Source organism: Thermotoga caldifontis AZM44c09, assembly GCF_000828655.1.
GTDB lineage: Bacteria > Thermotogota > Thermotogae > Thermotogales > DSM-5069 > Pseudothermotoga_A > Pseudothermotoga_A caldifontis.
In genome coordinates, this window is record NZ_AP014509.1 from 1732105 (window position 1) to 1757131 (window position 25027).

Sequence of the window (25027 nt, forward strand, 5' to 3'; positions counted from 1 at the left end):
GGTGCAGGAAGAAGAAAAGCCCATGAAGCTTTCGATGGAAGAGCTCATAATTCTTTTTTTCAACACGATCGCCGCACGGTGCTGGGCGAGGCTCGGTCTCACGAGGGATGAGTACGGTGAACTGAGACAGGACCTGAGAGAGGCGAGGTTGGGCATCGACGTGCTCGATGCGGTGCTCAGGGTGATGGAGGACGAGCTGGACGAAGACATGAAAAGAGAGCTTGAGGGTGTGGTGGCGAACCTGAAGCTTAACTACGTCAATCAATACAACAAAACGAAAGAGGCGAAAACATGAAAAAAGCGGGCATCGTGGGACTTCCAAACAGCGGTAAGTCTACACTCTTCAACGCGCTCACGAACCAGAACGTTCCCGCGGAGAAGTATCCTTTCTGCACGATAGAACCGAACGTAGGAATTTTGGTCGTCGAAGACGAACGTTTGACCAGACTCGCACAGATGGAAGGCTCCAAAGATCAGATCCATCCTTTCTTCCACATCATCGACATCGCAGGATTGGTGAAAGGAGCGAGTAGAGGAGAAGGTCTTGGAAATCAGTTTCTCGATCACATAAGCAAGGTGGATATGATTTTCCACGTGGTAAGGTGTTTCAAGATAGACGACGTCTCACATCCCATGGGCAGCGTGGATCCCGCCAGAGACATAGAGATCGTCGAGATCGAGCTTATACTGAAAGATCTTGAGACTGTGAACAAGAGGATCGAAAAGATCGCCAAGCAGGCAAGAACGGGGGAAGAGTCTGCTCGTTTCGAGCTCCATTTCCTCGAGCGTCTCAAGGCGCACCTCGAATCTGGAAAGCCCGCAAGAATCTTGTCGAGGAACGAACAGGAGCAAGCGATCCTCGACTCGCTGTTCCTACTTTCGGAGAAACCTGCTATCTACGTTGCAAACGTGGACGAATGGGGATTAGGTCAGGGACTGGACAAAATCGTTGAAAAGATGGCGAGGGAGAGATCGTCCGAATCCATCACAGTGAACGCACAGATAGAATCCGAAGCGAGAGAACTTTCTCCAGAGGAAGCACGTGAACTGTTGCTCGCATACGGGTTCGACACGAACCTCAAAAAGCGGTTCCTCGAACACATAAAGCGCGCATTGAAGTTGATCTGTTTCCTAACGGCCACGAAGAACGAAGCAAGGAGCTGGCTGGTTCCCGAAGGAATCACGGCGTACGAAGCTGCTGGCCTGATACACTCAGACATACAGAAGGGTTTCATAAAGGCCGAAGTGATTCCATTCGAGCAGATTTTGCAGTTTTCCTCCTTCAAGGAAGCGCGCGAGGCGGGGGCTGTGAAGTCTCATGGGAAAGACTACGTGATCAGGGAGGGAGACGTTGTACATTTTCTCTTCCATGCTTGATCTTTTCAAGAATACACCCCTTGTTGCCACGGTGCTCTCGTTCCTGGTCGCTCAGCTGATAAAGATCGTCACTCACCGGAATCTCAGGGCCTTCAAGAGGTACGGTGGAATGCCTTCGGGGCATGCGGCAGCGATGTCTGGCCTCGCGTTCACACTCGGTAGATGTTTGGGGTACTCTTCCCCCATAACGGCCATCGCCATCGCTCTGTTGATGGTGGTGGTCTCGGATGCGGTTAACTTGAGGCCATACGTGAGAGAAGATCTCGGACACACGTGGCTGGAGGCGTTCGCCGGAATTGCGGTTGGTTTCGTGGTTTCACATCTTCTCCCAGCGAGGATTCCACTCTGGTGAAGGAGGACTCCCATGCCTGCAAAACTCCTTTCTGCAACGCTCGTGGGATTGAACGTGTTCCCAATCGAAGTGGAAGTCGACATCGACAGAAAAAGCGTGATACACGATGTGGACATAGTCGGTCTGGGTGACACAGCCGTCAAAGAGAGCAAGAAAAGAATAAAGAGCGCACTGAAGAACTCTGGCTTCGATTTTCCCCATGGCAGGATCGTGGTGAACCTTGCACCCGCAGATCTGAAAAAAGAAGGTTCCCTGCTCGACCTTCCGATCGCCTTAGGTGTACTGCAGGCGTGCGGTCATCTGAACAAATTCGATTTTCTCTGTGTCGGTGAGCTCTCACTCGATGGGCACATCAGAAGGGTCAAGGGTGTGCTGACCATCCTCGTGCAGCTCTCGAAAGATGGTTTTTCCAAGCCGATCGTCGTACCGAAGGAAAACGAAGCCGAGGCCAAGATGGTGAAAAACTTGAACGTGTATTGCTTCGAACACATCAAGCAGGTCGTGGAGTTCGCGAACGGTCTTGTGAAGTACGAACCTGTGAAGTTCGAAGGACTTCCGCCTTTCTCTTACGACGAAGAACTCGACTTCGCCGACGTGAAGGGCCAAACCATGGCTAAACGAGCTCTCGAGATCGCAGCTGCAGGTGCACACAACGTTCTCATGAAGGGCAGTCCGGGTGCGGGAAAGACAATGCTCGCAAGACGAATAAGCACGATCTTGCCACCGCTCTCCGATGAGGAAGCCATAGATGTGCTCACGATCTACAGCGCGATCGGCCAGGCCGATATGAAAAAGCTCACGCGACCTTTCCGCGCGCCGCACCACACAGCTTCGACGGTGGCCATAATAGGTGGTGGGAACGACGCGAGGCCTGGCGAGATAAGCTTGGCACACAACGGTGTCCTTTTTCTGGACGAATTTCCCGAGTTCCGCCGTGACGTGATAGAGGCGCTCAGACAACCCATGGAAGAAGGTTTTGTGACCGTGGCCAGAGCCAAAGCGACGGTCGTGTATCCTGCGCGGTTCATGCTCATCGCGGCGATGAACCCCTGTCCCTGCGGAAATTATGGCGATCCGAAGGCGGTGTGCAATTGCTCACCGTACGACATCGTCAAATACAACAAGAAGATCTCCGGTCCCATCTTGGACAGGATAGACATATTGGTTCAACTTCCAAGGCTCGAACCGGAAGAGTACTTCTCCAAGAACTCGTCAGAGAGGAGTGAAAAGATAAGAGAAAGGGTGATGAGAGCCCGTGAGATCCAAAAGAAGAGATACAGAGAAGTCAACATCTCAACGAATTCTCAGCTGAACTCGAAACTGATGAAAAAGTTCATCCAGCTCGACGAGAAGACCGAGGAACTCTTGAAACTCACAGTATCGAGGTACAACCTCTCCGCAAGATCTATCGACAAAATATTGAAAGTCGCACGAACCATAGCGGACCTCGAAGGATCACAGAACCTGAATTACAGACACGTTGCCGAGGCGATCCAGTACAAACTCCAGATAGACTGAGTTTCACTCATTCGATTTCTGGTACAATTGTTTGACGGATAAGAGCGACCACGGCTGGCCGACATTGTTCTGCGGCCGAAGCCTGCGGGCGGTGTTTGTATGGAATGGGCGATCGTCTATTTCACACGTACTGGCAACTGCGAACGCATCGCCACAAAGCTCTCCGAAATGACAGGTTATCCGGCAATCAGGCTGGTCGATGATGTCAACTGGTCAGGTTTTCTTGGATTCATCAAGGCAGGTTTCTATGCTCTGACGGGAAAACGAACCAGGATAAGGCTCGAGGGTAAACTCGATGCGGAACGCATCGTTTTGGTCACACCCATCTGGGCCGGTTTCATCACGCCCGCTGCGAGGTCCTTTCTGGACCACTTCGATCCATCCAAGATTTTACTCGTCACCGTGTCTGAGGTGACCACACCGGAGGACGTGCACAGATCACTGAAGCGGAAATACAACCTTCTGGGGGTTCACGGATTCACACGCAAGACCAACGAGGACGAAACGATAAAGCGTTTGGCTGAAACGTTGCAGAAACTTTGAGACCCATTTTGGCCCTTGAAAAGACTGCGAGCCTGTGGTAATATTCTAATGGCACTGTCGACTGGTTGACCCGCTAGCTCAGCAGGCAGAGCACCTGACTTTTAATCAGGGGGTCCTGGGTTCGAGTCCCAGGCGGGTCACCAGGGCGAGAGTGGCGGAACTGGCAGACGCGCTGGACTTAGAATCCAGTGGACGATGAGTCCGTGTGGGTTCAAGTCCCACCTCTCGCACCAGATTGCGGGCGTAGCTCAGCGGTAGAGCGTCTGCTTGCCAAGCAGAAGGTCGCGGGTTCGAAACCCGTCGCCCGCTCCAAATAATCCCCCTGCACTGCAGGGGGATTTCTTTCATTGTGCCTGAAACGATCCCGACCCGGACAAACCTGCGTTAAAATTTTCAGGACGGATCGATAGTCAAAACCAGACGCCCGTACGGGGGTAGAGAGTCTTGAACGTCATCAGAATAAAAGGTGCGCGCGTCCACAATCTGAAGAACATAGATGTTGAGATCCCAAAGAACACCATCACCGTGATCACAGGTGTTTCTGGCTCCGGTAAGTCGTCTCTCGCCATGGACACCATATACGCCGAAGGTCAGCGCAGATACTTAGAATCTCTCTCCGCTTACGCTCGGCAATTCCTTGGAGAACTGAAGAAACCCGATGTGGACAGCATAGAGGGTCTCTCGCCGGCCATAGCGATCGACCAGAAGAGTGCGTCACACAACCCGCGTTCCACCGTTGGCACCACAACGGAAGTGTACGACCATCTCAGAGTGTTGTTCGCCAAGATTGGGGAGCCCCACTGTCCATCCTGCGGGAGGCCGGTCGAAAAGAAGAGCATCGACGAGATCGTCAAGGACGTGTTCTCCAGGTTCCCCGTCTCCTCACGCATTTACGTTCTCTCACCTATCGCGATAGACAAGAAAGGAACGTTCAAAAAGGAACTCCAGAATCTCGCTTCCAAAGGTTTCGTTCGCGTTGAGATAGATGGTCAGATCTTCAGAATTGAAGAGGTCGGAGAGCTCGATAAGAACAAACGGCACACGATCAAACTCGTAGTGGACAGACTGGTGCTGTCAGAAACCGAAAAGCACAGACTCGCGGACGACATCGAAATCGCATTCAGAGAGAGCAACGGTTTTGTCGAGATCAGAAACGTCGATACCAATGAAAGTTTGCTTTTCAGCGAGCACATGATGTGTCCTGTCTGTGGCATCGGACTTCCTGAGATAAACCCCAAGCTCTTCTCTTTCAACAATCCTTACGGAGCGTGTCCAAACTGCCACGGCCTTGGGTACAACCTCCAGATAGATCCTGCACTCGTTGTCGACGAGCATCTGAGCATAGAAGAAGGTGCGTTGCTTCCTTTCGGTCACAGTGAGTACTACATGCCCATCATCAGGAAGATCGTGAAGATGTTCGGTGCCTCCACCGAAGTCCCATTCAAAGAATTGCCTGCGATCGTTCAGGAAGCACTCCTTTACGGTTATGGAGACTTCGAAGGCGCGGTCAATTTTCTGCAGCGACGCTACGAACAGACCGCGTCGGAGGACATAAAAGAGTGGATCGAAAAGAATTTCATCGTTCAGAAGGTTTGTCCCGTTTGCAACGGTAAAAGACTCAAACCCGAGGCGCTCGCCGTCACCATAAGGGGCCTCAACATCATCGACGTGACGAACCTCACCATAGAGAAGGCTTACAAATTTTTCGAAGACCTCCAGGCCTCTCTTACGGAGAGGGAAAGCAAGATCGTTGGAGATCTTTTGACCGAGATAAAGAAAAGACTCCAGTTCATGCTCGACGTGGGACTGGGTTATCTCACCCTCTCACGACCCGTGAACACTCTATCCGGTGGTGAAGCTCAGAGGATCAGGCTCGCCACGCAGATAGGTTCCGGTCTGACCGGTGTGACGTACGTTCTGGACGAGCCAACGATCGGGTTGCACCAGAGAGACAACATCAGACTCATCAACACACTCAAGAAATTGAAGGATCTGGGAAACACCGTGATCGTGGTCGAACACGACGAAGAGATCATAAGGAATGCGGACTACATAGTCGATCTTGGACCTTTCGGTGGCGAGCGTGGTGGCAAGGTCGTGTTCGCTGGCACGGTGCAGAGTCTGATCGAAAATCCAGATGGATCTCTGACGGGAGAGTATCTGGCCGGCATAAGGAAGATAGAATTTCCGAAGGTGCGCAGGAAAGGAAACGGTAAATTCCTGACGATCGTGGGTGCCAGACACAACAACCTGAAGAACATCACCGTCAGTTTTCCACTCGGCACTTTTATATGCGTCACGGGCGTATCTGGTTCTGGGAAATCTTCCCTGATCATCGACACGCTCTATCCTGCGCTGATGAACGCCATCTACAGAACGAAGATGCCCGTTGGCGAGCATGACAGGATAGAAGGCTTGGAGAACGTCGACAAGGTGATCGCCATAGACCAATCGCCCATAGGAAGAACGCCCCGGAGCAACCCCGCCACCTACACGAAGGTTTTTGACGATATCAGAGAGCTGTTCGCGATGACGCCAGAGGCACGCGCAAAGGGTTACACCAAGAGCAGGTTCAGTTTCAACCTGAAAGGGGGCCGCTGTGAGGCCTGCCAAGGGCACGGACTCGTGAAAATAGAAATGCTGTTTTTGCCGGACGTTTACGTCGAGTGCGACGTGTGCAAGGGGAGACGCTACAACGAGGAGACCCTACAGGTCAGATACAGGGGAAAAAACATTCACGAAGTACTCGAAATGTCCGTCGAAGAAGCGCTGGAATTCTTCAAGAACGTTCCAACGATTTACAGAACGCTGAGTTTACTCAACGAGGTTGGACTCGGTTACATCAAACTCGGTCAACCGGCCACGACGCTCTCGGGTGGGGAAGCCCAGAGGATAAAGCTCGCCTCGGAACTGCGGAAAGTTGCCACCGGAAAAACTATCTACATACTCGATGAACCCACGGTGGGTTTACACTTTGAAGATGTGAGGAAACTCATCGGTGTGCTGCACAGGCTCGTCGATAAAGGAAACACCGTCATAGTCATCGAACACAACCTGGACGTGATAAAGAACGCAGACTACATCATCGACCTCGGACCCGAAGGTGGAGATGAAGGAGGTTACGTGGTGGCGACTGGTACACCCGAAGAGGTGGCGAAAGTTGAACAGTCTCACACCGCGAGATTCTTGAGAGAAGTGCTGAACGAAAGTCCTAAGTTTGCACACAGGTGAGGAGGGAACAGGATGCGAAAATTCCTTCTCGTCTTAGTACTTCTTCTTTTCAGCACGAGTTTTTGCTACCAATTTTATTTTGCCAACCTGCACGCGCACACCGCTTACTCGGACGGTGTTGGAACACCCGAGGAAGCCTTCGAACACGCGCGTAGATATGTTCACGTGCAGGCAATAACGGACCATGCAGAGTATTTCGGTCAGAAGATCGACGGTCAGGACAAACTCCTGTTGACAAAAGCCGCCGCAAAGAGGGCAACAACCAAGGATTTCGTTGCACTCTGGGGTTTCGAATGGACCGGGGGAGTCGGTCACATCAACGTGTATTGCACCGATGAATGGATCGACAGAACCAGAAGTTTAAAGGAGCTGTACGAATGGATCGTGAAAAAAAGGGTGCTCGCACAGTTCAACCATCCCATCGCGACGTTCGGCACGTTCTACGATTTCGAATACGATCCAAAGGCCGACGAGTTCATCAACCTGATCGAGGTTGGCAACGGTAGCTGGCGTGGGAGGATCATCAGCGACGAGATGTTCTCCAACTACGTCTTGGCGTTGAAGAAAGGCTGGCACCTCGGTGCAACCGCTGGTCAGGACAACCACAAAGGTGGCTGGGGTTCAGCGAACGATGCCCGCACGGTGATCCTCGCAGATGAACTGGGCCTGGAATCGATCCTGACTGCGCTCATGGAAAGACGTACTTATGCGAGTGAAGATAAAAGCGCAAAACTCTGGTTCTCGTGTGGCCAATCGGTCATGGGATCGATCGTCGAGACGAGCGAGGCTGTTTCGTTTGAAATCTGCTACGAGGACGATGAACCACTGGAAAGACTCTATTTGATCTCAGAGAGCGGAACAGTCACAGAGTGGACAGTGAACAGCAATCACTTTGAGGCAATCGTGGATGTGACTCCACCCGATGCAAACGAGTGGTACTTTCTCTACGCTGTACAGAAAGACGGTGACAGGATCGTCTCGTCACCGATCTGGGTGAGGGCGTCCAAGATATATCCTGTGAACGTGCGATTTTCTTCTTCGCCAAGGACGTTGAATCTCTCTTTCGACCTGGTGAACTTCTCGGATGCAGCTTCAAATGTGGAGGTAAAGATCGTGGTGGCTGACCGAACGGAAGAGCTGAGAGTTTTTTTGCAGCCCAAAACTAAAGTTGTTGTGAACAGATCTTACACCGACCTGACACCAGGTTCGGCAGAAATACGCATTGAACTGGCAGGATTGATCGGCTGGAAAGGGCGTGCCGAAGTACTCAGAGATTCCATCCTCCTCGATGTGAGCCACGAGAACGGCGAATCCAGACTCACAGGATGGTTGAACGAAGCTTGCAAACGTTTCGGAATCGTGGTGGAGAAAAACACAACTTATTTCAAAAAGGTCCCAAAGAATCGTCTCATCGTCCTGCCGTTGCCGAAGAAGGAAAGTTTTCCAGAGACCAGACAGTTGAACGATTTCGAAATCGAGAACATCCTGCGGCACCTCGAAGCAGGTGGAAGAGTGGTGTTGATCTCGTACGATGGGGCCGTTGTTGACGAAAGCTTTGTAAAACTCGTGAAAGCTATCGATCCAGATCTGAACCTATCACAAACCGAGGATCGTATCTTTTTGGAGGTGCGCGGAAAAGAGATGAACTATTACGTTTCAGACGGTTTCATCTTCGCGAAGGTGAACAGTCTGCAAGACGCGATCGAACTGCTGGAGGAATTACTGAGATGAAAATATTCGCGATCGATACGTCCAGTGAACAGATCTGTTTGGCCTACACCGATGGGAGGAACACCTACTCCGCCTCCTACGTCGGTGAGCAGAGGCACCTGGTCAAATTGGCTCCACTGGTAGAAGACTTTTCAAGGCTTGCCGGGATTCATTTCGAAGAACTCGACGCGCTCGCATGCGGTGTGGGACCTGGAAGCCTGACAGCACTCAGGATAGGCATCGCCACCGTTCAGGCCATCGCGTGCGCTCACGCTAAGCCCGTCATCCCCGTTGTTTCATCGAAAGTCATGGCCATGAACTTTCTTTTTCATGAAGGGCACGTCGTGGTGGTCAAACACGCGCGCGAGCATTTCGTCTATTTCTCGTGCTATCAGAAGTCCGAAGAGGTCCTATCCCCCAAGGTGCTCAGCTTTCAGGAAGCGTTCGAGCTTGCCCAGGGACTGAGGAATCCCATATTCGCTGGCGATGCCAAGCAGTTCTTTCAGCGCTACGGACGGATCAGTCCGGACGAGCTGGAAATGTTGAGGGGAGAACTGTTGATCCGAGAAGCGATGGAAAACCAAAAGCGTGGCGTGGTAGTCGAACCACACCGGGTTGAACCTCTGTACCTGCAAAAATCTATCGCCGAGATGAACCTTGAAAAGCGTCTGGGGGTTTAGGGATTCTTCTTTCGCTTCTTAGCTCCCTTTCTTTTCTCGATCTTTCCAGCTTTTTTGAGCGCCTGGACCACCAGGTAGTTGACCGACCCTTTCTCGAAGTTTCCATCTTTTGTCACTCGGCCAGCTTTCTTACCAGTGAGTAGCTCGATGGCTTCGTCTATGTGTTCTATGGTCCAGATGTGGAACTCTCCTTTCTTGATACTCTCCAGAACTTCGTCCTTCAGCAGGAGGTTCTTCAAGTTGGCCTTCGGTATCACCACGCCCTGGGTCCCGGTGAGACCCTGAAGTTTGCAGGCCCTGTAAAAGCCTTCAACTTTTTCAGTGACACCGCCCACGGGCTGGACTTCTCCGTGCTGGTTCATCGAACCCGTGACGGCTATGTCCTGCCTCAACGGCACATTGGTGATGGCAGAGATCAGGGCGAGCACCTCGGCCACCGAAGCACTGTCACCTTCGACAACGCTGTAGACCTGTTCGAAGCTCAGCGTCGCAGTGAGACCCAGCCGAACGTGTCTCGAGTACCTTTCCCTGAAGAAACCCTCGATCGTCAGTACCGCCTTGTTGTGTATGTTGCCACTCAGATCGACCTCTCTCTGGATGTCTATCAGTCCACCCTCTCCCAAGTGAACCTTCGCCGTTATCTTGACAGGCACACCGAAGGAATGATCCTTCAGATCTATCACTGTCAGACCGTTGATTTGTCCCACACGACTGCCTCTGGTTTCTATCATCAGGTCCCGCGATTTGATGTGCTCATCGTACTTGGTCTGGAGGAGATTCACTCTCTCTTCTCGTCGCTTTATCGCTTCGTCCACGTCCCATTTCCTCACCGTGTTCGATCCGTTTTTCATCGCGATGTTGCACGCTTCCCTCACGAGACTGCTTATCTCACCGAGCCTCATGGAAAGCTTTCCTCTATCACCCGCGATCCGTGAGGAATACCACATGATCTTTTCAACGGCTTGTCTTTCGAGGTGTGGCACGTTGAGCCTGCAACAGGTTGAGGAAATGAACCCGAGATATTTCTGTATGCTCTCCCTGTTCAGTTCCATCTCCCAGTCGAACTCACTCTTTATTCGAAAGAGCTTTTCGGCGTCCTCGTCGTACAGCTGAAGCAGATAATAGAGTCTCGGTGAACTGATCAGAAAGACTTTTACGTTGAGCGGTATCGGTTGCGGCTTGAGGGAGACAATACTCGAAAGGCCCAGCGCTGTTTCCAGATTTTCAATGATTATCTGCTCGGTCATCAAACACCTCTTCACGTACTCCCACGCGTACGGATATCTCAGTACGTTCTCCGCCTCCAGTATGAGGAATCCTCCGTTGGCGCGGTGAAAGGCTCCCGCTTTGATCATCGTGAAGTCTGTAAAGAGCATCCCACCTTTGCTGTAGTATTCGACCTTACCAGCCAGGTTCGCGTAAGTCGGATTTCGTTCGAACACAACGGGCGCCCCAACAACGGCGGAGTTGTCGACGATGAGGTTCACCGAGTACCTTTTCTTGAAAGCGTTGCGCACCTCATCTTCTCCGCTTCGGAGCTGTGCGAGGTTCTCGAGTATATCGTTCTGAACGTTCGAAAGGTAACGTACGATGTGTGGATTCGATTCGTACTGGTTCTTCAGTTCTTCGAACATGGTCCCGATGGTGAAAAGAGCGGCATCTTTATCCAGGGCCATGAGTTTTTCCCTGTATTCTCTATCCAGTCTCCGTGATTTGTAAAGCGTTCCTTCCACAATGAGTTTCAACTTTCTGCCGTTCTCGTTGAATGTTTGTCTCACTTCCTCTGGCAGCGTTTCGAACGCCTCCGGTGTGATCGGTTTTCCATCATGAACAGGTATCGTCACAACTCCCGTCGGTGTCAACTGGACGGCAAAGCCGAGTTCTGCGGCTTTCTGCTTCAGCTCTTCCCAGAGCTGCGTTTTTTTCTGCAAGTATTCGTCTTCCAGTTCCGATTTCCTCCTCGCATATTCGTCACTCTCGAATATTTTTTCGAGTGCTTCCATAACCTCATCCGCGAGCTGTTGCATGTCCTGTTTGAATATCTTCCCCCTGCCTGGTTCGAGCGAGATCGCTTCAGGCTCCGCCGGGTTCGAGAAGTTGTAAACGTACACCCAATCTTTCGGGGTTGGCAAATTCGCAGCGACCTGTCTCAAATACGAGTTGACGAAACTTCTCCTGCCGGTACCTGGCAGTCCCACAACGAACACGTTGAAACCCTTTTCTCTTATTTCAAGCGCTTGTTCGATCGCCCTGCGGGCCCTGTCCTGTCCTATGAAGCCGTGTGCCGGTTCTATCTCTTCAGTTGTTCTGAACCTTGGCATGTGGTCAATTCTGTAAAGCAAATCCCGATAGCTCACTTCCACACGCTATCCCACCCTCAGGAACGTGAAGTGCAGGAAGAACAACTGGAACAACTACCATTACCGCAAGAACTACCAGTGTTTTTCAATTGCACACGTGGTATCTGTTTTTGCATCCCAGCTCCGCACTTTGGACACTGGGGGGCTTTATCGTTCATTCTCATCAGCAAAACCTGTTCCTCTCCACAGTTCGGACAAACGTATCTGTAGAGCGGCATTCATTCGCACCTCCAACTGAAGTATAAAACGAAAAGGGCGCCTTCGGGCGCCCCAGCAAGAATTTCTCTTTTTTTATTGACGCGCTCTGGCCCATTCCAGTGCTCTTTGAATCGCCTGGATGAACTTGTTCGAACTTGAAGTCGCCCCGGTGTACACATCGACCTGGTACGTCTGTTTCTCAACGACGGCTTTCGCTATGGTCTTCTTGGCTTCATGGAACTCGGGCCACGGATAGTCGGAGCCTTTGAATACCCACACCGTTCTCCCTGCAGCATCGGTGACCACTTGTCCGTCCTTCACGGAAGGCGTGGTTTCCTCGAGCTCGACCTTGACGATCTTATCATTCTCGATCGTGACCCAGGCCACCGCATGACCCCTGGCGGTGAAGTCAGAAACACCCATGAAGGTGCCGTTGAGATACTTCGTCTCGCTCGGTTCAACCTTAGCCTTCTCCAGAGCGAACTTCACCGCCTCCATCACTTTCTTTGAAGTGCCCGTCGCACCGGTGAACACATCCACCTGGTAACTGTTCGCTTCAACGATCCGTTTTGCCAAAGTTTCGTGGGCTTCCTTCAGAACTGGGAAGTACTGCCCGTAGACTTCGTAGAGTTTTTCGACACCAAAGCCATCGAACTCTTTGATCCTGACATCTTTGATCTTGTCGTTTTCCAGAACCACCGTCACCATGACGTACCCGTACCTGTCAGCCTGGGAAACCGCCACGAACGTTCCATCCCTGTAAGTTCTGGTGGAACTGTTTCCATACATGAAAACGATCAGCGAGAGGGATAACACAGTGATGAGTGCAGATGAAATCAGCCTCCGCAACGGACTCACTCCTTTCGAACAGATTCACACCCTGTTTCCGCTTTTAATTTTACCATAATATCTTGCCGCTGCAAAGCATGAATCAGAAAAGTAACAACGTAGAAAAATAAGATCACACCACGGCATTATCTTCTTCGAGCGTCATTGAAACTTCAGCTCCTTCCAGCTTTCGGCACGACAGGGTTGCTCGTTGTCCAGCCCGATCATCGAATTTTTAACACTTTCATTCACATATCTTCAATTTTCGATGGCAACGCGATGAAGGCTGAAACGTAAAATAGCTTTGGAGAACACCTATACCAGGAGGTGAAAGGCCTTGGAAGGTACCAGTACTTCTCTGAGTTTGCCGCCATAAACTGCATCAGGAGGTGAACCGATGAAGGTAAAGGTGAAACTGGACATCAGGAGTTTCATCGAAAGAGGAGATTTCCGCACGTTGAAGATGATTCTCTCTCAGCAGGAGCCCGCAGACATACTCGAAATGATCGAAGAATTACCACCCGACGAAAAAATCGTCGTTTTTCGTCTTCTTCCGAAAGACCAGGCTGCGATAGTCTTCAGCGAACTCGAACCCGATGACCAGATGGCACTCATCGAACTCTTCAAAGAAGAAAAATTGAAAGAGATCATTTCTTCCATGAGCCCGGACGATCGTGCTGAGTTGCTCGAGGAAATGCCAGCCAACGTTGTGAACAGGTTGCTCTCCTACCTGACACCCGAGGAAAGAAAAGAAACCCTTTCTTTACTCAATTACCCTGAAAATTCGGCCGGTCGTTTAACGACTCCGAAGTGTGTGGAACTCCATCCAGAGATGACAGTCAGAGAGGCCCTTGACAAGATCAGGAGGGAAGGTAAAGACAAAGAGACCATCTACTTGATGCCCGTGATAGACCACCAGAGGAAACTACTCGGAGTGGTGAGTTTGGAAGATCTGATCTTTGCTGATCCAGACGGGCTCGTTGAACAGGTTATGGACGAACAGCCAGTCTACGTGTACGCAACCACGGACCAAGAAGAAGTAGCACAGATCATGAGAAAGTACGATCTCGTCGCTGTCCCTGTGGTCGACAGCGAGCAAAGGCTCATAGGTATCATCACCATAGACGACGTGGTGGACGTAATAGACGAAGAAGCGACCGAAGACATTCAAAAGATGAGCTCCATGGTTGTCACCGAGCAATCGTACTTTCATACTTCTTCTTGGCAATTTTTCACGAACCGTTTGCCGTGGCTTGTGGTACTGTTGTTGCTCGGTACTTTGAGCAGCGGTATCATCGCCAGGTTCGAATCCTTACTCGCATCCTTACCGATAATCGCGGCCTTCATGCCCGCGATGGTGGACACCGGAGGCAACATAGGCTCGCAGATATCCGCACTCGTGATAAGGGGTATGGCGCTCGGAGAGATAGAACAGAGAGACTGGTGGAGGGTGTTGCTGAGGGAGTTTCTCATTGGAGCCATGCTCGCAGGTGTACTCGCCCTGACGGTCTTGATCCGTGTTGTCTTCGTCACGAGGGTGAGTCAGGTCATGCTCGCCGTGTCGGTTGCCCTTTTTGTGGTGGTTGTTGTCTCCAACATCATCGGTGCCGTGCTGCCGTTCATCGCCAGGGTCTTCAGAATAGATCCTGCGATAATGGCCGGACCTCTACTGACAACGATTGTGGACTTGATGGGTATAGCGATATATTTTGGGATTGTGAACCTTCTGCTCTCAGTGTGACTTTACTTTCTCACAGGAAGGTGTATAATTGTGTCAAGCCCCGAGAGGGGAGTTCTTTGTAAGGAGGAGTTGCGTCATGAGAGGTACTGTCAAGTGGTTTGACCCCAAAAAGGGGTACGGATTCATAACCAAGAAGGAGGGTGGAGACGTCTTCGTCCACTGGTCTGCAGTGGAAATGGAAGGCTTCAAAACCCTCAAGGAAGGTCAGGAAGTTGAGTTCGAAATCCAGGAAGGCCCCAAAGGTCCACAGGCAGCCCACGTGAAGGTTATAAAGTAACTCCTGACCATGATTAAGCCCCGGCATAGCCGGGGCTTTAAATTCCGATATCGATTTTTCAGAACTTTATGCTCGCTATGACACCGACCGGTATCGAGGTGATCGAAGTGGATTTGTAGGTTCTCATCTCGATGCCTGCTCCGAGGCCGACGTTGAAGTCAACCATGTCGAAGACGTAGAAGACCCCAGCACCCACGATGTAACCGAGCTTGTCGAACTCTTTGAAACCTGGGATGGACAGACCGCCGTAACCTTTGATCATCACAGAAGAGAAGTCGTTGATGGGTATGTAATACTTTGCGCTGACGACGAAGTCCAGTGCCCATTGAGTGGGAGTCGCAGCCTGCAACAACAGATTCGCCGTAGTCGCATCCGGCAAGAAGTACGCAAGGCCCACGCCTCCACCGATTTGAACCCCTTCCGTCACTTCGTAAGCTGCTTGCAGACCGAAGCTCAAATAGCTGATGCTCGCTGCAGCCGTTGGACTCGCAGACAGCGTGAAATGGTAATTCCCAAAGATGTCAAGGTTCACCGCGGCCAAGCTGAGAACGGAAACTATCAGCGCCGCCAAAACCAGGAACTTCTTCATCCCGAACTCCTCCTTTCTCACACCTTACCGAAAGTATATCACAGCTTCATTCTTTTTTCGTAGTGAGCCTTCATTTGTTGATTCTCTGGAAGGTTCAAGATTTCCTCGATGACAGTCTGTGCCTGCTCCAAACTCTTTGTCCTCGGATCCCTCAACAAGAATTCTATCAAAGCTGACTTGTCGCCGTTCATGATGGCGTGAAGTGCCCATTCCATTCTCATCATCCTCGGCCACAGATAGAATTTCAACACCTTGTCGTTAAGTTTCGGTTCGATCTTTTCAACGTGCCAGCCATCTTTGTCCACGATCGCGGGTACTTCCACAAAGATCCCGTCTGGAATGCCGTCTATGTAACCTTCGTTGGGAACGTTTATCACGAACCTCCGAGGGTTGTTGTTCACTACAGAGTCGATGAAGGGTACGTGTTGCTCCCCACTGAGCTTGTCCGGAGACGAGAAGACTTCGACCTCTTTTTTCATTTCCTCTGGAACCGTTCCCTTCGGTAAGAATTTCAAATAAGTGTTCAAAGACATCAGCTTCAGAGACTTATTTTTCGAAAGAAAATCGATCGCGTCCGTGGTCGTCTTGAGACGTTGCTGGTACCACTTCCATCCTTCCTCGGAGTCAGGTCCTCCCCACGGCTCACCGTACCATCTTTTCTTCGTTTCGAAGTCCTTGTTGTAATACCACGTACTGTTCCTGACAGTATCCCCAATGGGCATCATACCGTAGAATCTGTACATGTCTATTGCCCCCGGACTCATCTGCAGATCGAACGGGTTTCTCGGTTTCCACCTTTCCAAATTGCCTTCCTCTATCCAGTTTTCCAGCAACCTGTAGCCATCCTGGCCGTCGTAAACGAACCTGTTCAACCAGATCGCGTGGTTGAATCCCGCAACCTGCCAATCGAGCTTGCTTTCATCCAGTCCCAGGGCTTCCGCCATCTCCATCACACCGTAATGCCCGTGGCAGAAACCCACAACTTTTACTTTCGAGCAGCGGCTTATGAGGTTCGTGCCTTCGAACACGGGATTCGCCGTTTGCAACAGCCACGCGTTGGGGCATATCTTTTCCATGAGCCTTGCAAGGTCAACGAAGAATTTCAGCTGGTTGAAGTTCGTTATCGTGCAGTAGTCCGTTACCATGTTCAGTTCCTGTGCATCGATGCCTCGATAGTATCCGTGTTTCTCTCCAATCGCCCTGACCTTGTCAAGATACGCGTGTCCCCCAACGAGGGCCGTGTTGATGACAAAATCTGCCTCGTGTAGCGAAGTTTCCAGCGAGGTCGTTTTTTCAAACTTCAAATCTGCTCCCAGCTCCTTCACGTACCTCGTTGCCAAATCGTACACTCCGTTCAACCTCTGTTCGTCGATGTCCATCAGCGAAACTAAGCTTCCCGCAAGACCTTTCGTCTTGCACAGATCGTTGACAAGCCTCATAGAAAAAACGGCACTTCCCGCTCCGATGATGCTGATCTTCACGGGTGCCAAGCAGCTCACCTCCCTCAGATTCCAAGATATGCCTTCTTGATCTCTTCACTGTTCAGAAGCTCTTCGGTTCTGCCCTGAAGAACTATCGAACCATTCTGCATGACACACACTTTGTCCGCAACCTGCAACGCTTTCCTGGTGTTCTGTTCTGCCAGCAGCATCGTCAGCTTCTCTTGCTTCAACCTTTCTATCACCCTGAACATCTCCGTCACCAATTTTGGCATCAAACCGAGAGAAATCTCGTCCATGATCAAAAGTTTAACTGGCCCGACCAGGGCTCTGGCAATCGCCAGCATCTGTTTCTCCCCACCGCTCAGCGTTTTCGCCAACTGTTTTTTCCTCTCCGCCAGCCTTGGGAAAAGCTCGAACACCCACTCCATCTTTCTCTTCGCCTCAGCTCTGTTCAGGTTCATTGCGCTTATTTCAAGGTTTTCAAGCACGGTCATGTCCGCGAACGGTCGCGCACCTTCAGGAACTATGCACATGCCCATCTTGAAGCGTTCCCACGACTGCAAGTTCGTCACATCCGTCCCGTTGAAAATCACCCTTCCAGAATGAACTTTCACGAGTCCCATGATCGCGTTCAACACCGATGTTTTTCCCGCCCCGTTCGCCCCAACGATCGCGAGCAATTCACCCTCGTTCAAAGAGAAACTGACATCCTTGACGGCTGTGATCTTACCGTACCGAACGCAGAGATTTTCCACACTAAGCAACTTCCTCACTCCCTAAGTACGCTTCGATGACCTTCGGGTCCTTCATGACCTGCTCGGGGCCACCTTCCGCGATCTTGACACCATAATCGAGAACGGTTATCCTGTGCGCAACCTTCACGGTGAATCTCATATCGTGCTCTATGAAGAGTATCGTCACGCCGAACTGGTTTATTTTCTTAACCACGCTTATCATCTCTTCCGTCTCGGCATCGTTCAAGCCAGAGACCGCCTCATCCAACAGGAGTAACTTCGGTTTCAAAGCCAGAGCCCTTGCGATCTCCACTTTTCTCTGCAGTCCCAGCGGTAAAGTACCCGCTGCCACACTGGCATATTTTTCTATGCCGAGCATTTCCAGAATTTCCCAAGCCTTTCTGACATGCTCCCTGTCAAAAGGTGAACGATGAAAGGCCGCTAAGCTGGGATAGTATTCCAGACCCAGACCTGCCAGGACATTTTCGAGAACACTCAGATTGGAGAAAGGCTTTACGATCTGAAACGTTCTTGCGAGTCCCATCCTTGCGATCTCGCTCGGTCTCAGGCCGACTATGTTCTTGCCGTCGAAAATCACCACGCCGGAATCTGGCTTCAAGAATCCGTTTATCATGTTGAAGAGGGTTGTCTTTCCCGCCCCGTTTGGACCTATGATGGCCCTGATCTCACCCGCTTCGACATTGAAGGAAACGTCCTTAACTGCCTGCAACCCGCCGAATCTTTTCGATACGTTTCTCACTGAGAGCAGCACCGTAGATCCGCTCCTTTATGCTTCCAACGATACCCTTGGGCATGAAGAACATCGTGAACACTATGATCAAACCGTAGATCAGCATCCTGTAATCCCTTGCGAACCTCAATATTTCGGGCAAGGTTGTCACGATAACCGCTCCGACCAGTGGTCCGAAGAGCGTTCCAACGCCACCGACGACAACCATGGTCAGTATGCCTATGGACACTGGAAAAGCGAAGTTGTCAGGAAAGACGACGGTCATGTAGTGCGCCCAGAGATTACCCGCAAGCCCGGCCAGGAGACCTGCTATCGTGAAGGCGTACATCTTGTACCTCGGTGAACTCACTCCAACCGACTCCGCTGCGTCCTCGTCTTCTCTCAGCGAATCGAACCCAAGTTTCACGTAAGTTTTGGAAAGGTATCTCACGAAGAGTATGACCAGGATGGTCCACACGAGCACGTAGATCGCGTACTCTCGCGTGCTGAACGCATGGTTGAACAGGCTGGGTCTTGGCAATCCGAGAATGCCGTACGGTCCACCGAAGAACTTGACGTAGTTGAAGATCGACACGACCACGAAGTTGATACCGATCGTCGCCAAGACCAGGAAATCTTCCTTCACCCTCAACGCAGGTAGGCCCAAAAGCAATCCAACGAGGCCACTTATGAGGACAGAGAGTAAAAGTGCCAACCAGTAGTTCATACCGAATTTCACCGTGAGGATCGCCGATGCGTAGGCACCTATACCGAAAAACGCCGCGTGCCCGAGTGAAACCTGGCCTGCGTAACCTATCAGTACGTTCAAACTGAGTGCGAGTATCATGTTTATCATTGTGAAAACGGATACGGTCAGAAAGTAGTCTAAGCTCATCTCTGCACCTTCCCAAACAAGCCTTCAGGTTTGAACATCAAAAGCACGATCATGGTGAGGAACGCGATGGCATCCCTGGGTAAAAGATAACCGAGTTTGTACACCACGAACGTCTCCACGAGAGCCAGTATGTAGCTCGCGATGACGGCACCCCTGATACTCCCAAAACCTCCGAGCACCACAACCACGAACGCTTTGTAAGAAGGTACGCTGCCCATCGTGGGATAGACCGTGTTGTCGTAGAGGCCAACGAGGATCCCCCCGAGCGCAGCCAGACAGGAACCGATCAAAAAACCGTAGGCGATCGTCCTGTCCGTGTTCACACCGAAAGCACCAGCGAGATGAAGATCGTTCGAACACGCCCTCAGTGATTTTCCAAGTTTTGTCTTCATGAGTAGAAGATACAATACGAATACAACGATAACCGTGACTATCAACATTAGAACTCCTCTCGAACTGAGATACAGGTTCGGTGTCATGATGTCCGGCAGGCTCAGATAAACATCGAACGGACGCTTGTAAGGCCCCCATGCGAGCCTGTACAGATCTTCCATCGCGGCGAACAGACCTACGCTCATCACGAGTGGTACGATTCGACCCCTGTCCAGTACATGTTTGTAAAAACCCCTGTAGATGAACACACCAAGAAAAGAAGAAGCAACGAGGGAAAGGACGATCGCCACCACGAAGGGAAAACCAAGTTCGTAGAGATAAACCGCGAAGAGAGCTCCGAACGCATAGATTCCCGCATGGGCTATGTGGAGTATCTTCAAAATCCCATACACGAGTGTCAATCCGACGGCGATCATCACATAACTGCTGCCGAGCACCAAAGCGTTCACGATGTTTTGCAGCACTCTCCATTCCCCGCTTTCTTGGACGGTGTAGAAAGAGAATGGGGGCAGAGCCCCCAACGACTCGTCACGGAGTTACAATCGCGGGATCTTTGATCTCCCAGAACCAGTGGAACCTGTTTCCAAGATAGATCTGACACGTTATTGTCCTGAGCGATTCTCTCTTTTCTGTGAATCCCCTGAAACCCGTCACGAAATCTTCGAGCTCCACATCTCCCGCTTTAATGCTCGCGAGGGCATCCCTTATCTTCGCTGGATCGTAAGTGCCGGCGATCTGGATGGCCTTGGCCGCAACCATCACGGCGTCGAACGCGGAAGCTCCAACCATGTCCGCATCGAGGTTGTACCTCTTCGCGTATTCCTCAATGAACCATTTCACAATCGGTTTTTCGCTGTCCCTGTTCAGGTCAGTCGTTATGACCACTCCGTTTGCGGCACCCGCTTCGGCGAGTTTCGCGAACTGAGGTGAATCGTAACCTTCCTGACCGATGATAGGAACGAAGATGCCCATCTGTCTCGCCTGTGTAACCAACCTTGCAGCTTCGGAGAAATAACCAGTCGCGTAAATGGCGTCAGGCTTCACAGCTTTGATGCGTGTCAGAAGAGGTCTGAAGTCCGTTTCACCGAGCGGGTATTTCTGCTCAAAGACTATTTCTGCACCCAGCTTGATCGCTTCTTCCTTGAAGCCGGCGGTGAGTGAAACTCCGAAGTCGTTGTCCACTGTGAGTATCGCGATTTTCTTTGCCCCGAGCTTTTCAACGGCCAAATGTGCCCCCGCTCTTCCCTGAACGGTGGCGAGTGTTCCGACCCTGAAGATGTACTCACCCGTCGCAACGATCTCGGGGTGCACAGCGTAAGCAGAGATCATGGGCACCTTGAGTTGCTGGTAAATTCCCGCCGCTGCCCTGGTCATACCGCTGTAAGAACCGCTCACAACCACCGCAACTTTGTCCTGCTGAACGAGCTTGTAGGCGATGTTGACTGCCTGATCGGCTTTGAAGTTGTCATCGTACCACACCAGCTCCACTGGTTGACCCAGTACTCCTCCGCGTGAGTTGATGTACTCCACAGCGAGCTGTGCCCCATGCAGCGCGCTTGCACCGTCTGCTGCTGCCGGACCGGTGAGCGGAGCGAAGAAACCGATCTTGATAGCAGCGAAACTCAGTAACGACAACACAGTGAGTAAAACTGCTACAGCTCTTCTTGCCACCAGCAATCCCTCCTCTGCAGGGCTAACTGGTTATATTATAGGATATATCGAGATAAAAACAAAGTGCATCACACGAATGTTGATGAGTGTTAGAATCGATCTGGAATCGCGGGGGTGGAACGATCGGGAAGACGAGCCATTCAGGCTTTTTGAGAACGGTGCTGGTCTTCATCTTTGTATCGATTCTTTCGGCTCTCACTTTCCCAGAACGCGCTGAGGTGAATTTGCTTTTGTTCTCTCTCAGTCTTCTGGACTTCGCTTTCAGACTCCTGATAAGCTACGTGATCTATTCTTATCGGCACGTACCGATGAAGATGGGAATTTCCCTGATCACGTTTTCGGGTCTGCTGAACTTTCTGAACAGTCATTTGATAGTCCCACACTTTGACCTGATCAGTACCCTTTCGAACCTTTCAGGCTGTGCCATCATGGCTTTGAGCCTTCTGTGGTTTTTCAGAGATTTCATCGCCGAGGAACTTCACAGGTTGATATACACGGATTATTTGACGGGAGCCCTCAACCGTCAGGCGTTCGTTCGACTCGCCAACAAAAAATTGCGCTCGCTGAAGGTTGGCAAAACAGCTTGCCTCATCTATCTGGACCTCGACAATTTCAAAAGGGTCAACGATCTTTACGGACATCCTTTCGGCGATAAGTTGTTGCAGGCCGCCGTCAGGAGGATCAAAACTTCTATAAGATCTGAAGACCTGCTGGGTAGAATTGGAGGAGACGAATTCGTGGTGCTGCTTCCACACGCCGATGCGGAGACGGCGAAAGAAGTTCTGATGAGGATCCATGAAAAGTTCTGTCAACCGTTCAGCATCGATGGAATCAGGATCGAACTGAGTTTGAGCGCCGGAACAGCGGTTTATCCAACGGACGGTCAGAACCTTCAGGATCTGATAGAAGTATCGGATAGAGCGATGTATCGAACAAAGATGGCGAAGCGAGGTGAAACGCGTGTACGAAGAAGCGAAGAAGCTGCTGGTTGAGTACGGGAGAAAGATGCTCGAGTCCAACATGGTGAGTGGTACGGCGGGTAACTTGAGCGTCAGGGTTGACGAGAAACTTTTCGCGATCACGCCCAGCGGGATGCCGTACCACGAACTTGAACCTGAAGATATACCCATCCTCGACATGGAAGGTCGGGTGGTCGAAGGGAAAAGGAAACCGTCCATCGAGTTCAAACTCCACATGGAGATCTACAGAAACTTCTCCGACGTTCACGCCGTTGTACATGCCCATCCAATTTACTGTGGCGTTCTTTCGATTCTGAGGCTTCCCCTGCCCGCTCTGAACGAAACGATGCTGCTGTACACCACACATGTTCCCGTGAGCGAGTACGCAAACTCCGGCACGGAGCAACTCGCAAGGAACGTCGTTGAAGCGATGAAAAAGAGTAAAGTTGTCATAATGGCGAACCACGGTCTGGTGTGCGGGGCGGAAAGCTTGAAAAAAGCTTTCGATATGTGCGAAACCATAGAGAGAACGGCCAAGATTTATGTACTCGCACTATCAACCGGCAGGACGATCTATACGATAGACGAGCGAAGCGCACTCGAAGCGATGGAGTTTCTCAGGAAGAACTACGGACAGAGACAGTGAAAGAATCGATGATCTCACCATTCACAGAGATGGCTTCGCACTCGATCCTATCCCTGTGGAGGTTCACCTTCACGAAGTGATGGACCACCGCTCCGACCAGAAGTCCCTCGATCGGATCTAATCTGTACAGCGGGGCACCCCCTCCACCGGTGACGATGTACGTTATTCCATCCTTCACAATTCTTTGATAATTGTGATCGTGCGAGCTGAAAACTATAGGCACGTTCAACTCTCGAAAAACATCGTGCAGAACCTGCAAGTTCTTCACAGTCTGCGTCCTTCCGTGGGGGCCACCGCTGAAGATGGGATAGTGCAAAAAAACGATCGGAATTTTCCCGGACAGATCTATCGACCTGATGAAATTCTCACACCTCTTAACTCCTGTGTCTGGATCGAGGAAGATGAAAACGTAATCTTCCACCTTAGCCCAGTAGTTGTAAAGTCCGAAGTGCCGTCTGTAGTAAACATCGGGTTTCTCGTGGTTCCCCTTTACGGGCTGAAAGAAGGCGTAACTTCTCAGAGGCGCCGTGATTTCGAAAAAGATCTCCCACTCTTTTTCATTGTCCCCACTGTTCACCATGTCGCCCAGATGAACCACGATGGCGGGTCTGTACTCATCCATGAGTTCAACGAGTTTCCTGTGGGTTTGGTTGCCCCAACGAGAATCGCCGTACACGATCATCGTGAGCGGGAGAGAAGGTTTTTCGACGAAGTTCTCTTCCCCAAAGATTTTCCAGCCGTCCTCGAACAGAATCTTGGTTGCTATCTGTGAAAAGAGACAAACTCCAGAAATTAGAAGGATCAGTACAAGTGCAGAACGCTTCATTCAGACTTCCTCCCTGTGCTCCTGATCAGAATGGCCACGCCGAGCACTATCAGTAAAAATCCAAAAGTCACCCTCGCCCAGCCGATGCGAAAGAATGCGGCAACGAAAAAGATCACAGACAGTGTGATCAAAACCATCGATGCCTTTAACGCGTTTCTGGACTTGTTCACAAAGTAAACTTGAAGAAGACCAAAACCTGGGGCAAGGATGAACGACGGCCAAAGATAAGCCATTTTATCGTAACCAAAGATGGAGCAGACTAAAAGCACCGTTCCTATCACGATCAAGATGCCCGCTGGAACGAGCTGTCCAGCACCTTTACCCAACACACCGAACTCGAAGAGAAAACCGAGCGATAAGAGAAACAGCGGCCAGAAATGAGCCGCAGCAACGTTCATTAGCAGGACGATCCCGATCAGTGTCAAGATGATACCAAACAGAAGAGCCACTCTGTCCAGCTTCGACATTCCCTCACCCTCCGAGCTGATCGTTGAGTTCATTCTTCAATTGTAACGCTCTCAAGTAAGTTTCGTGGATCGTTTTCATGAGGGCACCCCTGACACCTTCTCTTTCCATCCTGTAAATGCCTTCGATCGTCGTGCCCGCAGGGGATGTGACCACGTGCCTGAACTCGCCTGGATGGTTCTCGAGCTTCAAAAGCAACTTCGCAGAACCAGCCATCGTTTCTAAAACCATCAGGCGCGATTTCTCGTACGAAAGTCCCATCCTTATGCCCGCATCTATCAACGCCTCAAGGATGACAAAAAAGAACGCAGGTGCGCTTCCGCTGAGTGCCGTCACTGCCTCCATTTGCTCTTCTTTCACCTCGACCACGGTTCCCAGACATGAAAGAACTCGCAGACATGTCTGCCACGTTTCATCGTCGACGTGCGAAGATCTGCACGCACCAACCAGACCTTCTCCAATCATCGCGGGAACGTTCGGCATGATTCTGACGATCCTCTTCGCGCGTGTCTTTCTCTCGATCCTGTCGATGCTCACGGCGGTCATCGTGCTGATCAAGATCCTGTCTTCCGCTGGGCCAAGCTCTTCGAACATCCGTTCGCTGTCTTGAGGTTTGACGCACAGGAAAATGATGTCACACAGTTTGGAGATTTCTCCCGTACCCGTTATGGCATAACCCCTTTCGATGAAAGGTTTGAGCTTTTCTGTCGATCTGTTGCTCAGAAACACCTCCTTTGGTTGAAAAAGCTTCGATTCGACCAACCTGTTTGCGATGATTCCACCGATGTTTCCAACTCCCACCACACCCACCTTCAACGTTCCACCTCCTTTTTCCTGAAAGTTTATCACATTGAACAGCAGC

The 25027-nt window shown here is 51.0% G+C and carries 25 protein-coding genes and 3 tRNA genes; 15 read left to right on the forward strand and 13 right to left on the reverse strand.

Features of this window, described 5'->3' with window-relative positions:
• Position 1 precedes the first annotated feature (1 nt).
• The 11 genes from TSP01S_RS08590 to tsaB all read left to right on the forward strand — a co-directional run bounded on the left by TSP01S_RS08590 (position 2) and on the right by tsaB (position 9411).
• Positions 2-295, forward strand: a complete 294-nt coding sequence (locus TSP01S_RS08590; RefSeq protein ID WP_231848558.1) for a DUF1844 domain-containing protein — start codon at positions 2-4, stop codon at positions 293-295.
• Entirely contained in the window at positions 292-1377 is a 1086-nt protein-coding gene (ychF, locus tag TSP01S_RS08595) for a redox-regulated ATPase YchF (RefSeq protein WP_041077771.1), read from the forward strand. The genes TSP01S_RS08590 and ychF overlap by 4 nt, the downstream gene beginning before the upstream one ends.
• Positions 1352-1729 (forward strand): divergent PAP2 family protein, encoded by a 378-nt coding sequence (locus TSP01S_RS08600; protein ID WP_144380655.1) that lies wholly within the window; start codon positions 1352-1354, stop codon positions 1727-1729. The genes ychF and TSP01S_RS08600 overlap by 26 nt, the downstream gene beginning before the upstream one ends.
• 12 nt (positions 1730-1741) lie before the next feature.
• The gene (locus tag TSP01S_RS08605) at positions 1742-3247 is read left to right on the forward strand and encodes a YifB family Mg chelatase-like AAA ATPase (protein WP_041077772.1); all 1506 of its coding nucleotides are present in this window, start codon (positions 1742-1744) and stop codon (positions 3245-3247) included.
• Positions 3248-3346: 99 nt separating this feature from the next.
• Positions 3347-3790 (forward strand): flavodoxin family protein, encoded by a 444-nt coding sequence (locus tag TSP01S_RS08610; RefSeq protein ID WP_041077774.1) that lies wholly within the window; start codon positions 3347-3349, stop codon positions 3788-3790.
• Between the two features lie 67 nt (positions 3791-3857).
• Positions 3858-3933 (forward strand) — tRNA-Lys (locus TSP01S_RS08615).
• Between the two features lie 2 nt (positions 3934-3935).
• Positions 3936-4023: transfer RNA gene (locus TSP01S_RS08620), tRNA-Leu, on the forward strand.
• Between the two features lie 4 nt (positions 4024-4027).
• Positions 4028-4102 (forward strand) — tRNA-Gly (locus TSP01S_RS08625).
• A gap of 132 nt (positions 4103-4234) precedes the next feature.
• The gene (uvrA, locus tag TSP01S_RS08630) at positions 4235-7021 is read left to right on the forward strand and encodes an excinuclease ABC subunit UvrA (protein WP_041077775.1); all 2787 of its coding nucleotides are present in this window, start codon (positions 4235-4237) and stop codon (positions 7019-7021) included.
• A gap of 12 nt (positions 7022-7033) precedes the next feature.
• Positions 7034-8752: a CehA/McbA family metallohydrolase gene (locus tag TSP01S_RS08635; protein WP_052463571.1), complete on the forward strand. Its 1719-nt coding sequence runs from the start codon at positions 7034-7036 to the stop codon at positions 8750-8752.
• On the forward strand, positions 8749-9411 hold the full coding sequence (gene tsaB / locus TSP01S_RS08640) for a tRNA (adenosine(37)-N6)-threonylcarbamoyltransferase complex dimerization subunit type 1 TsaB (RefSeq protein ID WP_041077777.1): 663 nt from the start codon (positions 8749-8751) through the stop codon (positions 9409-9411). The genes TSP01S_RS08635 and tsaB overlap by 4 nt, the downstream gene beginning before the upstream one ends.
• Here tsaB and TSP01S_RS08645 read toward each other — a convergent pair.
• The 3 genes from TSP01S_RS08645 to TSP01S_RS08650 form a co-directional block, all read right to left on the reverse strand.
• Positions 9408-11774: an ATP-binding protein gene (locus tag TSP01S_RS08645; protein ID WP_041077779.1), complete on the reverse strand. Its 2367-nt coding sequence runs from the start codon at positions 11772-11774 to the stop codon at positions 9408-9410. The genes tsaB and TSP01S_RS08645 overlap by 4 nt on opposite strands.
• Positions 11775-11788: 14 nt before the next feature.
• Positions 11789-11989: an FmdB family zinc ribbon protein gene (locus tag TSP01S_RS10445; protein ID WP_082021688.1), complete on the reverse strand. Its 201-nt coding sequence runs from the start codon at positions 11987-11989 to the stop codon at positions 11789-11791.
• Positions 11990-12062: 73 nt separating this feature from the next.
• The gene (locus tag TSP01S_RS08650) at positions 12063-12818 is read right to left on the reverse strand and encodes an FMN-binding protein (protein WP_041077782.1); all 756 of its coding nucleotides are present in this window, start codon (positions 12816-12818) and stop codon (positions 12063-12065) included.
• A 376-nt stretch (positions 12819-13194) separates the two neighbouring features.
• Here TSP01S_RS08650 and mgtE point away from each other — a divergent pair, with 376 nt between their 5' ends.
• Together mgtE and TSP01S_RS08660 are read left to right on the forward strand one after the other, a co-directional pair.
• On the forward strand, positions 13195-14538 hold the full coding sequence (gene mgtE / locus TSP01S_RS08655) for a magnesium transporter (protein ID WP_041077784.1): 1344 nt from the start codon (positions 13195-13197) through the stop codon (positions 14536-14538).
• 76 nt (positions 14539-14614) lie between these two features.
• A complete protein-coding gene (locus TSP01S_RS08660; protein ID WP_041077786.1) occupies positions 14615-14815 on the forward strand; it encodes a cold-shock protein in 201 nt (66 codons plus the stop codon).
• 58 nt (positions 14816-14873) lie between these two features.
• Here the strand turns inward: TSP01S_RS08660 and TSP01S_RS08665 are convergent, their stop codons facing one another.
• The 7 genes from TSP01S_RS08665 to TSP01S_RS08695 form a co-directional block, all read right to left on the reverse strand.
• Entirely contained in the window at positions 14874-15404 is a 531-nt protein-coding gene (locus tag TSP01S_RS08665; protein ID WP_041077788.1) for a hypothetical protein, read from the reverse strand.
• Positions 15405-15442: 38 nt separating this feature from the next.
• Complete coding sequence (gene aglA / locus TSP01S_RS08670) at positions 15443-16894, reverse strand: alpha-glucosidase AglA (RefSeq protein WP_041077790.1); 1452 nt, start codon at positions 16892-16894, stop codon at positions 15443-15445.
• A 14-nt stretch (positions 16895-16908) separates the two neighbouring features.
• Positions 16909-17619: an ABC transporter ATP-binding protein gene (locus TSP01S_RS08675; RefSeq protein WP_082021689.1), complete on the reverse strand. Its 711-nt coding sequence runs from the start codon at positions 17617-17619 to the stop codon at positions 16909-16911.
• Positions 17603-18352 (reverse strand): ABC transporter ATP-binding protein, encoded by a 750-nt coding sequence (locus TSP01S_RS08680; protein ID WP_041077794.1) that lies wholly within the window; start codon positions 18350-18352, stop codon positions 17603-17605. Before TSP01S_RS08680 ends, TSP01S_RS08675 begins: the two co-directional genes overlap by 17 nt.
• A complete protein-coding gene (locus TSP01S_RS08685; protein WP_052463572.1) occupies positions 18297-19205 on the reverse strand; it encodes a branched-chain amino acid ABC transporter permease in 909 nt (302 codons plus the stop codon). Before TSP01S_RS08685 ends, TSP01S_RS08680 begins: the two co-directional genes overlap by 56 nt.
• On the reverse strand, positions 19202-20062 hold the full coding sequence (locus TSP01S_RS08690) for a branched-chain amino acid ABC transporter permease (RefSeq protein ID WP_041077796.1): 861 nt from the start codon (positions 20060-20062) through the stop codon (positions 19202-19204). Before TSP01S_RS08690 ends, TSP01S_RS08685 begins: the two co-directional genes overlap by 4 nt.
• A 64-nt stretch (positions 20063-20126) precedes the next feature.
• Positions 20127-21269, reverse strand: a complete 1143-nt coding sequence (locus TSP01S_RS08695) for an ABC transporter substrate-binding protein (protein ID WP_171816820.1) — start codon at positions 21267-21269, stop codon at positions 20127-20129.
• 86 nt (positions 21270-21355) lie between these two features.
• Between TSP01S_RS08695 and TSP01S_RS10115 the strand changes: the two genes are divergently transcribed.
• Both TSP01S_RS10115 and TSP01S_RS08705 read left to right on the forward strand, forming a co-directional pair.
• Positions 21356-22261 carry a GGDEF domain-containing protein gene (locus TSP01S_RS10115; protein WP_144380656.1) on the forward strand — a complete coding sequence of 302 codons (906 nt, stop codon included), beginning with the start codon at positions 21356-21358 and terminating at the stop codon, positions 22259-22261.
• Entirely contained in the window at positions 22230-22874 is a 645-nt protein-coding gene (locus TSP01S_RS08705; protein ID WP_041077799.1) for a class II aldolase/adducin family protein, read from the forward strand. Before TSP01S_RS10115 ends, TSP01S_RS08705 begins: the two co-directional genes overlap by 32 nt.
• Here TSP01S_RS08705 and TSP01S_RS08710 read toward each other — a convergent pair.
• Genes TSP01S_RS08710 through proC form a run of 3 tightly spaced genes read right to left on the reverse strand, consistent with a single transcriptional unit; the run spans position 22846 to position 24975 of the window.
• Positions 22846-23700, reverse strand: a complete 855-nt coding sequence (locus TSP01S_RS08710; RefSeq protein WP_052463574.1) for a metallophosphoesterase family protein — start codon at positions 23698-23700, stop codon at positions 22846-22848. The genes TSP01S_RS08705 and TSP01S_RS08710 overlap by 29 nt on opposite strands.
• Positions 23697-24167 carry a hypothetical protein gene (locus tag TSP01S_RS08715; RefSeq protein WP_052463575.1) on the reverse strand — a complete coding sequence of 157 codons (471 nt, stop codon included), beginning with the start codon at positions 24165-24167 and terminating at the stop codon, positions 23697-23699. Before TSP01S_RS08715 ends, TSP01S_RS08710 begins: the two co-directional genes overlap by 4 nt.
• A gap of 4 nt (positions 24168-24171) precedes the next feature.
• Complete coding sequence (proC, locus tag TSP01S_RS08720) at positions 24172-24975, reverse strand: pyrroline-5-carboxylate reductase (protein ID WP_231848632.1); 804 nt, start codon at positions 24973-24975, stop codon at positions 24172-24174.
• Positions 24976-25027: the final 52 nt, after the last annotated feature.